13 protein-coding genes, 1 tRNA gene and 1 pseudogene are annotated in these 13,609 nt (G+C 60.8%); 3 read left to right on the top strand and 12 right to left on the bottom strand.

From position 1 onward, the window contains the following. Positions 1-311: 311 nt before the first annotated feature. A complete protein-coding gene (locus VMP31_RS01655; RefSeq protein WP_325503408.1) occupies positions 312-1,532 on the bottom strand; it encodes an MFS transporter in 1,221 nt (406 codons plus the stop codon). Next, a complete protein-coding gene (locus VMP31_RS01650) occupies positions 1,529-1,975 on the bottom strand; it encodes a RidA family protein (RefSeq protein WP_325503406.1) in 447 nt (148 codons plus the stop codon). Before VMP31_RS01650 ends, VMP31_RS01655 begins: the two co-directional genes overlap by 4 nt. 87 nt (positions 1,976-2,062) lie before the next feature. Between VMP31_RS01650 and soxR the strand changes: the two genes are divergently transcribed. After that, positions 2,063-2,530: a redox-sensitive transcriptional activator SoxR gene (gene soxR, locus VMP31_RS01645; protein ID WP_325503404.1), complete on the top strand. Its 468-nt coding sequence runs from the start codon at positions 2,063-2,065 to the stop codon at positions 2,528-2,530. A gap of 211 nt (positions 2,531-2,741) precedes the next feature. On the opposite strand, the gene VMP31_RS01640 is transcribed toward soxR, so the two are convergent. Beyond that, positions 2,742-4,076, bottom strand: a complete 1,335-nt coding sequence (locus VMP31_RS01640) for a type II toxin-antitoxin system HipA family toxin (protein WP_325503402.1) — start codon at positions 4,074-4,076, stop codon at positions 2,742-2,744. A gap of 2 nt (positions 4,077-4,078) precedes the next feature. Next, positions 4,079-4,339 carry a helix-turn-helix transcriptional regulator gene (locus VMP31_RS01635; RefSeq protein ID WP_325503400.1) on the bottom strand — a complete coding sequence of 87 codons (261 nt, stop codon included), beginning with the start codon at positions 4,337-4,339 and terminating at the stop codon, positions 4,079-4,081. Between the two features lie 386 nt (positions 4,340-4,725). Between VMP31_RS01635 and VMP31_RS01630 the strand changes: the two genes are divergently transcribed. Beyond that, positions 4,726-5,154: a DUF2231 domain-containing protein gene (locus VMP31_RS01630; protein WP_325503398.1), complete on the top strand. Its 429-nt coding sequence runs from the start codon at positions 4,726-4,728 to the stop codon at positions 5,152-5,154. Beyond that, entirely contained in the window at positions 5,151-6,446 is a 1,296-nt protein-coding gene (locus VMP31_RS01625; protein ID WP_325503396.1) for a sorbosone dehydrogenase family protein, read from the top strand. Before VMP31_RS01630 ends, VMP31_RS01625 begins: the two co-directional genes overlap by 4 nt. 61 nt (positions 6,447-6,507) lie before the next feature. Here VMP31_RS01625 and VMP31_RS01620 read toward each other — a convergent pair whose 3' ends face one another. From VMP31_RS01620 to VMP31_RS01585, 8 genes and pseudogenes are all read right to left on the bottom strand, one after another. Then, positions 6,508-7,167 (bottom strand): HNH endonuclease, encoded by a 660-nt coding sequence (locus VMP31_RS01620; RefSeq protein WP_325503394.1) that lies wholly within the window; start codon positions 7,165-7,167, stop codon positions 6,508-6,510. 92 nt (positions 7,168-7,259) lie between these two features. After that, positions 7,260-7,417 (bottom strand): annotated as a pseudogene (locus VMP31_RS01615) (DUF4172 domain-containing protein); the annotation flags it as partial. 48 nt (positions 7,418-7,465) lie between these two features. After that, positions 7,466-7,867, bottom strand: a complete 402-nt coding sequence (locus VMP31_RS01610) for a putative Ig domain-containing protein (protein WP_325503392.1) — start codon at positions 7,865-7,867, stop codon at positions 7,466-7,468. 151 nt (positions 7,868-8,018) lie between these two features. Further along, positions 8,019-8,594 (bottom strand): PIN domain-containing protein, encoded by a 576-nt coding sequence (locus tag VMP31_RS01605; RefSeq protein ID WP_325503390.1) that lies wholly within the window; start codon positions 8,592-8,594, stop codon positions 8,019-8,021. Next, the gene (locus tag VMP31_RS01600) at positions 8,594-9,052 is read right to left on the bottom strand and encodes a helix-turn-helix domain-containing protein (RefSeq protein ID WP_325503388.1); all 459 of its coding nucleotides are present in this window, start codon (positions 9,050-9,052) and stop codon (positions 8,594-8,596) included. The genes VMP31_RS01605 and VMP31_RS01600 overlap by 1 nt, the downstream gene beginning before the upstream one ends. 222 nt (positions 9,053-9,274) lie before the next feature. Then, positions 9,275-9,406, bottom strand: coding sequence for a hypothetical protein (locus VMP31_RS01595; protein ID WP_325503386.1), 132 nt, complete (start codon positions 9,404-9,406; stop codon positions 9,275-9,277). Positions 9,407-9,702: 296 nt separating this feature from the next. Next, positions 9,703-9,779, bottom strand: a tRNA-Ile gene (locus tag VMP31_RS01590). A gap of 14 nt (positions 9,780-9,793) precedes the next feature. After that, entirely contained in the window at positions 9,794-13,528 is a 3,735-nt protein-coding gene (locus VMP31_RS01585; RefSeq protein ID WP_325503384.1) for an EAL domain-containing protein, read from the bottom strand. Between the last annotated feature and the right edge of the window lie 81 nt (positions 13,529-13,609).

The raw sequence follows: 13,609 nt of genomic DNA, 5'->3' as shown, positions 1-13,609 counted from the left end.
AACTAAGAAGCGGGGGAAACAGCCAGTTGTACAGGCCTGGATGGCGCAGCCCCTCACCCTAGCCGGGCGCCCCTAACCCTCTCCCGGAGGGCGAGGGGACTAATCGGCGTACGCCGGACAGTCGTGCAACAGTTAACGGGTATATAGCCTTGTTTATGGCGGTTGCTTGTCTGTGAGCCGATTAGCGGGCTTGGCGGCTCGTTGCGTGAGCTGATAGTCCTGGCGATTCGGCGCGCTGTCTTTTCCCCGCGAGGTTGCTGGTGCCGCGTGGCCTTGATGATGGCCGCTGTTCTCTTTAGGCAGCCATGCATTCAGTCGGCGGGCTGGTGCCGCACTAGGTGCTGGTCATGCCACAGCACCAGCCACGCCAGCATTCCGAGCACTGCACCTACTGCGCAGGTAGCGCCCCAGCCGCCATGACTCCAGGCCAGTGCGCCCAATGCCGAACCGCTGGCGGCACCGGTGAAATAAGCGGTCATGTACACAGCGTTGACCCGTGCTCGGGCCTGCGGAGCCAGTTGGTAGATGACACTCTGATTGCTGATGTGTACCGCCGGCAGGGCTATATCCATTAGCAGCAATGCCAGCAGGAACCCGTACAGAGTGCTGCCACCCAGATAAAGCCCAAGCCAGCCGAGCAGCAGCAGACCCAGGGCAGCGGAACTGACGATCTGTCCCCGACCTCTATCGGTCAGGCGGCCTGCCAGATTGGCGGTTATCACACCGGCAATACCGAGCAGGCCGACCAGGCCTATCTGGCTGTCGCTAAAGCCATAACCCGGCCCCGACAGCAGCAGTGCCATGGTCGAAAACAGCACGCTGACCGAGCCAAATACCAGGCCGCCAAGCGCCGCCCGGCTGCGCAGGCGGGGATGGGCGACGAGCAACTGCGCCAGCGAGCGCAGGGTGTCCGCATAGCTGGCCGGGTGAGCGTTACGCGCGCGCGGCAATACCATCCAGAGCGCTCCGGACAGCAGCAACATAAGCACGGCGGTAAGGCGATATACGGTGCTCCAGCCATCCACCTCCGAGAGCAGACCTGCCGCTGTGCGCGCCAGCAGAATGCCGGCCAGCAGCCCACTCATGACCAGCCCGACTGCTCGGCCACTGCGCGCCGGATCGGAAAGGTTTGCGGCCATGGGCACCAGAATCTGGGCGGCGACCGAAAAGAAGCCGGTGATCAGGGTGCCGACCAGCAGCATGCTGAAGTTCTGCGCGTAGCCACTGATGAGCAGGCCCAGGGCGGCGGTTAGCATAAGGCCGACGGCAAGCCCTCGCTGTTCCAGCTTGTCGCCCAGCGGCACTAAGAACAGCAGGCCGACGGCGTAGGCCACTTGCGAGAGGGTTACGGTCAGCGCGGCCATCCCCTCGCTGACGCCGAGGGCCGAGGCAATGGAACTCAGCAGTGGCTGGTTGAAGTAGTTTGCTCCGGCACACAGCCCGGTGGCTGCGGCCATCATTAACAGTATCCCGGTGGATAGGTAGTGATCGGCGGCGCTCGCCCTGATGGTTTCGCTGCGGGGCTGCGTCATGTCAGCGTCGCCCCTCGCGCGGCAAGACTTGCGACGGCGTCGATCTCGATAAGCATGCCGTCCAGCGCCAGACGGGGCACAGGTATCAGGGTACAGGCGGGTGTCGGCCGGCCTGCCCAGGCTTCATTGATGGTTTGGCTGATCAGCGCCAGGCGCTGCTCGCTGTGGTCCACAACCAGAATGGTCAGCCGTGCGATGTCTTGCAACCCGGCTTCAGCCGCCGCCAGCGCGGTAACAAGATTAGCCAGTGATTGCCGCAGCTGAACCTCAAATTCAGCCGCCAGAACACCGTTGGCATCTTCGCCTCCCTGTCCTGAAATAAACACCAAACAACCCTGCCCGGGTGTCATTACTACATGTGAATAGCCGTTAGCGGCGGGGTCATAGAGCCCGGCAGGGTTTAGCATGGTCAGTTGATTAACGATGGCTTGGTGCCGCTGCATGAGTCACTCCTTGATCGTTGTGAGAAAGCCGCGAGAACTTTAATATCTCAACTTAACTTGAGGTCAAGCGCTTTCTCGGAGGTCAATATGCAGCGTGTCAGGGGGCCGGATTCCGCCACACTCAAAGACCCTAGCCTGGGTGTTGGCGAGGTTGCGCTGCGCAGTGGTCTGACGGTATCCACCTTGCATTTCTATGAATCCAGAGGGTTGATCAAGGCATTTCGCAGTGCGGGCAATCAGCGCCGCTATCCGCGCTCCATACTGCGGCGGCTTGCGGTAATCAAGGTGGCACAGAAGGTGGGGGTGCCCTTGGCCGACATTGCCGAGGCGCTGCAGGCGCTGCCTGCTGAGCGCACTCCAGGGGTGCGGGATTGGCGACGCCTTTCACGAAGCTGGAAGCAGTCACTCGACGAGCGTATTCATGCACTGACCCAGCTGCGCGATCAGCTCGACGGGTGCATAGGCTGCGGCTGCTTGTCGCTCCAAGCCTGTCCGCTACGCAACCCGGGCGACGACCTGGCCGATGAAGGGCCCGGGCCGCACTTTCGTGACTAACCCCGTCAGGCCCTTGGCCAAGGCGGCTTGAGCAGGCCGAGCAGCATGGCGGGAAGCAGCTAGGCCAGGGTGTCGATGACAGGGCGGAGGATGAGCTTGTTTATTCGGCTCATTGCGTGAGCCGATAGCGCTGGCTATTCGGCTCGCTATCTAATCCAGCCAGATTGCTGATCTCGGGTGGGCTTGATCAGCGTGGCCTGCGTTATGGGTTTCAGTGCTTTTTTGCCAGGAGTTCAGAGCGGCCAATCACTTCGCGGCTGCGCTCTGGCTTGCGCGGCCCGGAGAAGCCAGCGTCTGCAATGGCGCTATCCAGGCCACGAAAGTGCGGGGCGGTTTTGGGGCTGCGTAATGTTTCCATGCCCTCGTTCCAGGCATGCACCATCTGTTTGGCCACATCGCGCCAGGCGGGCTGGTTTTTCGCGGCTTCGATAACTTCTTTACCGACCTCTACGGCGGATTCGCAAAGTTGCTCGACCATGGCGGCGTACTGGCGCGGTGGGATGCTCAGCACCGCTTTGAAAAAGGTTTCCAGCGAGCGGCCTGGCGTCCAGGTTTGTCTGCCGCTTATGGACAGGCCGGGTGGGTTATCGGCAAAGCGCGGGTAGGCCTGGGTGGTCACCAGGTCATAGATCGGGGTAAAGGCGACGTCCGCTCGGGAGGTGTAAAACAGCGCGATGTTTTTTGCATGGCAATCTGCATTGCGTATCACGTAGTTGGTCAGCAGCTGCCAGCCCAGGTGCTCACGTTGGGCGTGGAGGCGTTCAGCGGGGATATAGGCCCGCGTGGCATTCCACACCCGCTCGGTGGTGGGGGCGTATTTTTCGTGCGGGGGTAAGCCCAGCAGCCCACAGGCATCCTCTACTCCGCAGCGTGGGACGCCTTGTGCGTCGACATCGAAGCGATCCACCACCAAAACCTTGCCATCCTCAGACATGCGGCATGTTGCGACCGGTACGACATTCAATCGCGCCAACACGCGCATGCTGTAGAACTCGTTGAAACCCAGAAAGGGCGTGCTGTCATCGGAGCCTTTGATGATATGAAAGCCGGTGCGCAGGGTCGGCTTACCCAGGGGCTCTCGATTGTGGGCAGAATCTGTGGCAATAAACTTTGGCACGACGCCCGATACCGCCACCTGAGCGTATTGCCGCACCAGTTTGGCGAAGCGTTCGGTGCTGTTTTCCGCCTTGAGCAGATGGCTTATCTCCAGTGGGGCCATCTCGATGCCGGGCTGGACGCCCTCCGGCGTGACCGAGACTCTGCCGATGCCGTTGCCTCCCACCAAGGCCAGCAAGGATAAATCGGTGCCATCGAGGAGTGGGCCGAACTCCTCGCGAACAACGCCCAGCAAATAGCCCTCGGGCAGGTTCTGCCGGAAAAACGGGAACAGATCCCGGGGCCAGCGCCATGCTTCTTCGCGAACCGGCATCGCCAGGCTGACAAAGTCTGCCAAGGCGGTGCCGGGAAGATATTTCAGCACGTACTCATCGCGCTCCCGGTAGAGCTTGGCCACAAGCCTTGAGCTGACGTGGACGTCGAGAATCATGCTCAGCCTCTCCCGGAACGTTGCTCGTTTAGGATGTCCTCAACCGTGCGTTCGTGACCGACCTTGACCAGTTTCAGGTCATAGCCTGCCGCCTCCAGCAGGCGAACAAGCGCTGAAACGCTCATATCACCCTTGGCCACTGTTTCCATGCGCGCCACCGTGGAGCGTGATACGCCAGCGCGGCTGGCCAATGCTTCCTGGCTTAGCTTCGCGTCACCGCGCGCCTGCTTCAGCATTTCGGAGACATCATAGAGAGAGGTCATTTGTAGCCCTCGGGCATCAAAAATAGCGGGTGCGGAGAAAACTGTAGCCTTCAGGCTACAGTTGCACAAGCAACAGATAAGGTTTTTTGTGGCTTGCGGGCTACAAGTTTCGCTGAATAGATATGTTTTGTGGCTCTTGAGCTATAGGTTGTGCCGGTAGGGGTAGAGGTATAAAGGCGCGTTTGGGACGGGGCGATTGAACTATCAATGGGGCCCAGGCGCTTTGGGCCGCGGCCAGGCGAGCAGTTGCCGGCGTACCGTCTGCCCGCGAACCTGAACTATACGCCAGCGCCACGTTCACCTTTATACACAGCCAACGCGAACCTGGCGGGTCAGCGCAGCTGCGCCGAGCACAGGGCCAGGGTCGCCAGTGATGAGGAACAACCGTGAGCGCAACCACGCACCCTGCCTACCGATGCAGGCCGAACCCGCTGCACGCGACACTGCTTGCCGGGACCGTCCCGTTGTTTCTCGGTACCCTGCTGAGTGATATCGCCTACTTTCGCAGCTATCAGATTCAGTGGAGCAATTTCGCGTCCTGGTTAATTGCCGGTGGCTTGGTCTTTTGCGGTTTGGCGCTTCTGTTCGCCCTCGTCAATCTGCTGCGTGCCCACCCTCGGTCCGGGCGGCCACTGGTTTACGTCCTGCTCCTGCTGGCGACCTGGGTATTGGGTTTTATCAATGCACTCGAACATGCCAAGGACGCGTGGGCAACGATGCCTGCAGGCCTGGTGCTGTCGGCGGTCGTCACCTTGCTGGCCTGCGCGGCGACGTGGATCGGCCTCACTAATCTGCGTACAGGAGATACCCAATGAACCGCTTCAGCCCACTCTTTACGCTGACGACGGCGTTGTTCCTCAGCGCATGCAGTGGCGAACCGCAGGATATCGCCCAGCTCTACGGTCCCACTCCCACGCTCCCTGAACCTGAGCGGAGGATGCTGCCAAACATGGAAATTGCCGAGCCGCAGCCATGGGGCGATCAGGTGCCGACGGTGCCTGAAAACTTCACCATCACGGCAATCGCCACTGACCTGAGGATCCCGCGGCAAACCCTCGTCCTGCCCAACGGGGACATCCTGGTGGCGGAAGGCCGGGGAGGCAATGCCGCGAAGCTCACGCCGAAGGATGTGATCGCCGGCTATATCAAAGCGCAGGGCAACACCACAGTTGAGGGTGGCGACCGCCTGACATTGCTGCGAGACGCTGATGGCGATGGCAGTTACGAGGTGCAGACCGTGTTCGCCGATAACCTCAACGCGCCTTACGGGTTGGCCTTTTTCGAGGGTGAGCTGTTCGTGGCCAATCAGGATGCGCTGGTCCGTTTCGATTATCAGGAGGGCCAGACCAAGGCCAGCGGCCCGCCGACCAAGGTCGCCGACCTTCCTTCCGAGATCAACCATCACTGGACCAAGGCACTGACCATCAGCCCCGATGGCCGTTTTCTGTATGTCGGTATTGGTTCGAACAGCAATATCACCGAGCGCGGCATGGACGCCGAGGTCGACCGGGCCCTGGTCTGGCAGATCAACGCTGAGACAGGTGCCTACAAACCCTATGCCACCGGCCTGCGCAACCCCACGGCGTTGGCGATTGAGCCGCAGACCGGGCAGTTATGGGTCGTGGTCAACGAACGGGACGAGTTAGGTAAAGACCTGGTGCCTGATTACCTGACCTCGGTACGCGAAGGCGGTTTTTACGGCTGGCCCTACAGCTATTGGGGCAAAAACCTTGACCCGCGCGTGCGCCCGCAGGACCCGGAAAAAGTCGCGGCCGCGATCACCCCGGACTACGCCCTGGGTGCCCACGTCGCCGCCCTCGGCCTGGATTTCTCCATACCCGCCATGGGCGAGAAATTCAGCGAAGGCGTGTTTATCGGCGAGCACGGGAGCTGGAACCGTAAGGACCCGGTTGGCTACAAGGTGATCTTCGTACCCTTCAGCAACGGACGCCCTTCAGGGCCGCCGGTCGACTTTGCCACGGGCTTTCGCACTGACGAAGGCAAAACCCGCGGCCGACCTGTCGGCGTAACCGTAGACCCACGCGGTGCCCTGATCGTCGCCGATGACTTATCAAATACCGTATGGCGAATAACCCGCACTCAGTGAGCGGCCGTGCTACAGGTTGGGCCGGCAGGGGTAAATACATAAAGGCGCAGTTGGGCGGGGGTTAGCTTTTGAGCCGTCGCCGTTTGGCGTATTCGGCTGCTTTTCCGCTATCAATGAAGTCGAATACGAATTCCTTTGCATGCAAAACGCTTTCGTAGCGGTTTTGCCCTTGTACATGATCAACAACGAGCCTGCAGCCCGTCGGCTCGATAACCACGGCCAACCTAAAACCTCGGTGTTTTATCGTGTGGCAGTCGTGTTTGCGCTTCCATTTGGAAGAGGCAAGGAACCGTCTGAACCGACCTAGGCGTCGTCTGGTCTCGGTAGCCTCCCGCGTGCCGGTTAGCGCATCACAGCAGTTAGTGCCAACACCCATCTGTTCCCAGTGCCTATGCAGTACGTAGTGGACATAGCGGATCGCGGTACCGCACAGCTCGCAATTCCCTGCGAGGTCGCCCAGATCATCCTCGCCAATGTATTCCCACCCAGAGTCAGGCCGTATCTCCCCATGCTCGCGTGCATGGCAGCCTCGGCAGAGCGTTTCACAATCACTGGGGTCATACTGCCAAGGCTTTCGCCCGCTGATGTAGTGCTTGTGGTGAACTTGCAGGACGACGCCATCCGGCCGCCCACGACCACATTCAACGCAGACGCCACCATCCAGTTCTATCACCTGCTCTCTGAATGCTGCCCACTGCTTGTCGGCATATAGATTCGCCATCCCGAGCTCTCCAGCCACTGTCCTTGTCAGCCCCTGAGGGCTCAGCGCCGCAACTCCAGTGTATCGTTTGCTGCGTCGCCTTTCAGACCAGCCTAGCTGCCTGGAGCGCTGGTTGCGTAGCAGATTTGGTAGCGGGTGCTACGACCGCCACCCGGTAGGCGGGTGATGCAGCCTTTTCCATAAGGTCGCCGAGATGACGGGGCGCGGTGGCTTTGGAAACCTTGGCTACGGTCTGATATTGGACGGCGCTGTGTCTAATCAGGCCCGGCGGAGTGTTGGTGCCCAGAGGCGTTGGCCGCTATTGCTTCACTTCGAATTTATAAAGCCTTTCCACATTTTGCCCCGTGCATTGGGTGCCGAAGGTGTTCCCGTACACCCGTACGTCATAGGTGCCAGCCTTGGTCGGGGTGCCTTGAATGACGCCATGCTTGTCTCTTGCTTCATGGCTAAACGCTAAGCCTTCAGGCAGGGGGAGAGCTGGAGCTACCAGCAGCTGGCTGACCGGGGAGCTTGCACAGATTACATCAACTCGAGCGCGGTACGGCGCGCCCACTTTGGCCATTGGAAGTTCCAATGGCATCAATGTCGGCTCTGATTTGGCGGCACAGCCGACAAGGGCGCTGGCAAACATTAGCGCTTCACAGCCGGACAACATCATCACCAGCGCGCCGATGGCGAATGATCTAAATCTCACGTGCATATACTTGTGCGTTATGGCATTCGGGTGAACACCTGGCCACCAAAGATGTTGCGGAGTAACTGCTCTAGCCGATAGCCACGGGTTACCAGGTGCCCAGCCATTCCCCAGGAGAAAAGGTTGGAGCGGGTGATTTGCTGATTGGGCTTATTGTTCAGAGAAGAATGATGTATCCACGCAGGGCGTTTGCCGTTTGCGGCAGCCCTTGCTTGAAGATGCACTCAATAAACTCTTCGGGTGTGTACGGGGAGCGGGTCAGAGCCCGACGCATCTCTGTCGCGGCGGCCAGCACTGCAGCCTGGTCGAGGTCCCAGAGATCCATGATGAACTCGTCTGGGTGCTGAGCTTCAACATCGAATGCGGCGAGCGCCGCCGGGGGGAAGTCCTTCAGGTTGAAGGTTACGATCACCTCGGCGTTGCTGCGGATCGCGGCGGCGAGTACATGGGTATCGTCAGAATCGGGTAAAACCAGTCCAGCACACAGCCTTTCATGGCCGGTGACTATTGAGTCAGGCACGGCCGCCTCCATGAGGCGAGAAACGCGATCGAGCTGTTCGCGTGTCAGATCCTGGCGGTTCTTCAGCAGGTTTCGCTTCCACTCTTCATCGATCTGCGCCGTCCACTTCGCTCTGTAGAGCCCCTTCCCGGCCAGCCGTATCAGCAGGTCGCGAAGGGGAGCAGGGTAAAGTACACAGGCGTCATAGACTGCAGTGAAAGGCGAATGCCGCATCAGTAACCCATCCCGAGCTCTTCGGAGAGGTTGACCAGTTCGTCCATGGCTTTGTGGCTCGCTGCATCGCGCTGCTGTTTGTATTCCATCAGGGCGGAGAAAAGCACCCGGCGATGGCGACCCGTTTTGTGATGTGGCAACGCGCCTTCTTCCAGCAGCTTCACCAGGTGAGGTCGAGATACGTTCAGCAGATCTGCTGCTTCTTGGGTGGTCAGCTCCGCGTGGACGGGAACCACTCGAACCGAGTTGCCCAGGGCCAATTCACCAAGGATGTCCACCAGTAGGCGGAGCGCGCTGGTGGGCAGCTCTACTTGATGGGCCCGGTTCTTGGCATCGTAGATGTCGATCCGCTGAGTATCTGTTGTGGTCGACAGGAAAGCCGCGAGATCGCGTTGCCCCTGTACCGCGGCAGCAACCTCGCGAGCCTCGGGGAAGCCAGCGAGTTCGGACACGTTCATGGTTTCACTCCGTTCGTGCATTGCTTGGATTTACAATTCTATATTAATCGAAACAAACGAAAGCGCAATAAACGAAACAGACGAAACGTTGAGCGGGGCTGGCTTGTGACCCGGTACGGGCTCCTAGGGTGGCTCCCCGGTGCGGTCTCGGGAAACTAGGTTAGCGCCTGTGAATGCTCGCTCATACCAGCGGCCAGTGCGACCGCTGGATTTGCTGGGGGGTTATATCAGGTAACGGAAATACAGCACGAGGCCCGAAAACATCAGGAGCGGGTGGCGAATCCAGCCCCAGAACCAGCCCAGCATTGCGATGGTATGCAGCAGGGCATTTAAAAGCGTGGGATCAATCGGCATAAGAGGGCACTCAATAGGCGAGGCGATGTTGCCTCACTCTAAATAGTGTCGAGACAGTGCCCCTTTTCAGCTGTCTTTCCCTCAGGGCCAAAAATATATTTTGACCGCCCCTGCCTGGCTCGTACCAAGTTTTCCGCAAAACTAGCTTGCTGCGCCCCCTGCAACGCTATGCCAGAAAGCGTGCAGGTGGATGCCCAGGAATTGCGCCCTTACAGAAGTGGGGACTAAAACGGGGACTAAAACGGCCAGATACGAAAAAGCCCACCAGTGTGGTGGGCTTAAGTCGTTGATTTGTTTGGTGGGCCCACACGGACTCGAACCGTGGACCAAAGGATTATGAGTCCTCTGCTCTAACCAACTGAGCTATGGGCCCCAGAAGCCGGCGGATTATACCGGGGCCTTCTCGGCAGCGCCAACCGAACGGCGCGGTTCGAGGAAGTTTTGCGCGAAGGCATCGGCGGGGATGGCGCGGCTGATCACGAAGCCTTGAATCTGTTCGCAACCTTCGGCGGCGAGGAACAGTTCCTGGGCTTTGGTTTCCACCCCTTCGGCGATCACGGTGAGTTGCATGCTGCGGCCCAGGGCGATGATGGCGCGGGCGATGGCGACGTCGTTGGGGTCGTTGGGCAGGCCGCGGACGAAGGACTGGTCGATTTTCAGGGTGTCGACCGGCAGGCGCTTGAGGTAGCTGAGCGAGGAGTAGCCGGTGCCGAAGTCGTCGATGGCTAGCTGCACGCCGAGGTTCTTCAGCTGGTGGAGCAGTTTCAGGGCCTCTTCGGCCTGGTTCATGATGAAGCTTTCGGTGATTTCCAGTTGCAGCAGGGCGGGTGTCAGGGCGTTTTCCGCAAGCAGGCTGGAGATGCGTGCGAGCAGGTTGGGCTGGCGCAGCTGGATGCCGGTGAGGTTGACCGAGACTGGGCCGAAGGGGGCGTGCTGGCGCTGCCAGTGTTGCATCTGCTGGCAGGCCTGCTGCAGGACCCAGTCGCCGAGGCTGATGATCAGGCCGGTTTCTTCGGCCAGGGGAATAAAGCGGTCCGGCGGTATTTCGCCGAACAGCGGGTGGTGCCAGCGCAGCAGGGCTTCGGCACCGACCAGGCGGTTGTTGAGCAGGCTGAGTTTGGGTTGGTAGTAGAGCTGCAGTTCGTCGCGCTCCAGGGCGCGGCGCAGTTCGCGTTCCAGGGCCATGCGTTCGGTGGCCTGGAAGGTCAGGTCGCGGGTATAGATTTCCACCCGGTTGCGCCCGCGAGCCTTGGAGCGGTACATCGCGGCATCGGCATTTTTTACCAGGGTGGCGACGTCGTCGCCGTCGTCCGGGTAGCGGCTGATGCCGATGCTGGCGCTGATAAACAGCTCCTGTTCGTCCACTTCGAAGGGCTGGTTGAAGCATTCGAGAAGCTTGTGCGCGACCCGCTCGGCGTCGCTCAGGTGTTGCAGCCCAGGCAGCAGGATGATGAATTCGTCGCCGCCCAGGCGGGCCACGGTGTCGATATCACGCAGGTGGGCTTTCAGGCGTTCGGCGATGCTCTTGAGCAGTTGGTCGCCGACCGGGTGGCCGAGGCTGTCGTTGATGTGTTTGAAGCGGTCGAGGTCGATAAACAGGATGGCCCCAAGGTGCTTTTCGCTTTGCGCGTCTTCGAGGGCGCTGCGCAGCCGGGCCTCGAACAACATGCGGTTGGGCAGGCCGGTCAAGGGGTCGTGGTGGGCCTGGTGGTCGAGGCGGGCCTGGGCGTGCTTGAGTGAGCTGATATCGGCGAACACGCCGACAAAGTGGCTGATGTTGTTGTGCGCGTCGCGCACCGCGCTGATGGTCAGCCATTCGGGGTAGAGCTCGCCATTCTTGCGCTTGTTCCAGATCTCGCCCTGCCAGTGCCCAGAGGCGCTGAGGTTGTGCCACATGGCGGCATAAAACGCGCTGTCGTGGTTGCCCGAGGCGAGCAGGCGGGGCGAGCGGCCGAGGGCTTCGGCTTCGCTGTAGCCGGTGATCTGGGTGAAGGCGCGGTTGACCGCGGTGATGCGCTGATTGAGGTTGGTGATCATTACGCCTTCGGCCGTGCTTTCGAAGACGGTGGCGGCCTGTTGCAGGCGTTCCTGCATCATCACCCGCTCGGTAATGTCGCGGGCGATACTCAGCATGCAGGTTTCGCCTTCGACCGGTATCGGCTGTACCGACATTTCGCAGGTGCGCAGTGTGCCGTCCTTGGTGCGAATGGGGGCGCAGAACTCGCGAATAAAACCCTTTTCGCGGACCTCGGCGACCATCCGTTCGCGGTCTTCGGGGTTGGCCCAGATGCCGAGCTTGACGGTCGATTGCTCGGCGGCGCTGTAACCGGTGATGCGGGTAAAGCCTTCGTTAACGTCCAGCATCATGCCGTCGCTCAGGCGGGTAATCAGCAGGCCGTCGGGGGAGGCATGGAAGGCCTTGGCGAACTTGGTTTCGGAGAGCTGCAGGCGCTGCTGGGTGTCTTTCAGCTCGCTGATGTCGCGTACCACTACCACCAGGTTGGTGGTGTTTTCGATGGCGATCTTCTGGGCCGAGATCAGACCGATAAACTGGCTGCCGTCACGGCGACGAAACGGCGTTTCGATGTTGTGTACCCTGCCTTCGCGAAGTTTCTGCAGGATGCGCGGGCCGATGCCGGGCTCTGTCCACAGGCCCAGCTCCGTGCTGGTATGGCCGATGGCCTCGGTCGCGCTGAAGCCGAACTGTTGCTCGAAGGTGTGGTTGACCGTGACCAGCAGGCCACTGTCGATATTGATCAGGGCAATGATGTCGGGGCAGTTGTGGAAGACCGAGGCGAACTTCTGTTCGGAGAGGGCCAGGGCCTGCTCGGTCTGTTTCGCTTCGGTGATGTCGATCATCAGCCCGCGCAGAATGGGCTCCTGACCCGGCAGCTGTACGGTGGGCAGGGTGACGATATCGCGTATCCAGACTACGCGCCCGTCGGCGGCGAACATGCGGTAGTCCATGCTGTGGTCGCGCCCGGCCAGCGTCTGTTCGAGGCAGTAGGCCAGGGTCTGCGCGGCATCATCCGGGTGCAGTACGCGTTGCAGAAAGTCTGGCTGCAACCAGTCCTGCAGCGGGTAGCCGAGCAGCTTGGCGGCCTGGGGGGCGACATAGGTGAAGCAGAAATCGCGCTGGCGCATCTCCCAGGTCACCGCACTGAGGCCTTCGACCAGGCCGCGGTAGTGCTGCTCGCTGCTACGCAGTTCGGCTTCGAGGATGATGCGGTTGTGCATCTCGCTGCGCAGGCGACGGTTGATGCGCAGGATGCTGGCGATGATCAGCAGGGCGACGAGCAGGCCGGGCAGGCCAAACAGCAGCAGGCTGCGCCAGATGGGGCGGCGGTCGACCAGGTCGCCGACCCAGTGCTCCTGAATGGCGCTCATCTGCTCCGGGGTGAGTTCGGCGAAGACTTTGTCGAGTATGCCGGCGAGTATCGCCTGCTCCTTGGGCACTGCCATGGCCAACTGGTAGCGGTAGGGCGTTTCGCCATTGATATACAGGCCTTCGAGCTTGAGCTGGCGCAGGTTCCAGGCGCTTGAAGCGAGGTCGCCGACCATGGCGTCGGCCTCGCCGGTGGCCAGGGCCTGGAGGGCGGCGGCGACGCTGGGGCGCGGCCAGAGCTGGAGATGCGGGTGCAGATGGCGCAGCAGTTCATGGGGCGCGTAGTCCTGCACAACGGCTATCTTGAGGCCGTCGAGGTCCTTCAGATTGCGCGGTTGCGGACCTTTTTCATGGGTCAGAATGACGATGGGGAAGTCGAGGTAGGGGCGGGTAAAGGTCAGGTATTCCTGGCGCTCGGGGGTCGACATCACCCCAGGCAGAATATCCAGTTGCCCGGCCTTGGCCTGATTGATCACCTCGCTCCAGCTGCTGGGTGGGGTGGGCTGCAGTTTGATCTGCAGGCGCTGTTCGATCAGCCGTACATAGTCGGCGGAGAGGCCCAGGTAGCGGCCTTGCTCATCCCGAAACTCGAAGGGTGGCCAGGCCCCGTCGACGCCCAGGCGCAGCTCGGGGTTGGCCGCGAGCCAGGCCTGTTCTTCGGCACTCAGTTCAAGGCCGACGGCGGGCGCAGCCCATAGAGCCAGACACAACAAGAGGGTGGCCGCAACGCGCTGCATGGGCGTGCTCGTTTTCAGGGACGATATGCAGCAGTGTAGACCGGCAAATGGGGCTTGGTAGCGTCGCCATAACGCAAAACC

It is taken from the genome of Pseudomonas sp. (genome assembly GCF_035512415.1).
Classification (GTDB): Bacteria; Pseudomonadota; Gammaproteobacteria; order Pseudomonadales; family Pseudomonadaceae; genus Aquipseudomonas.
This window is presented reverse-complemented; position numbering and strand designations above follow the sequence as displayed.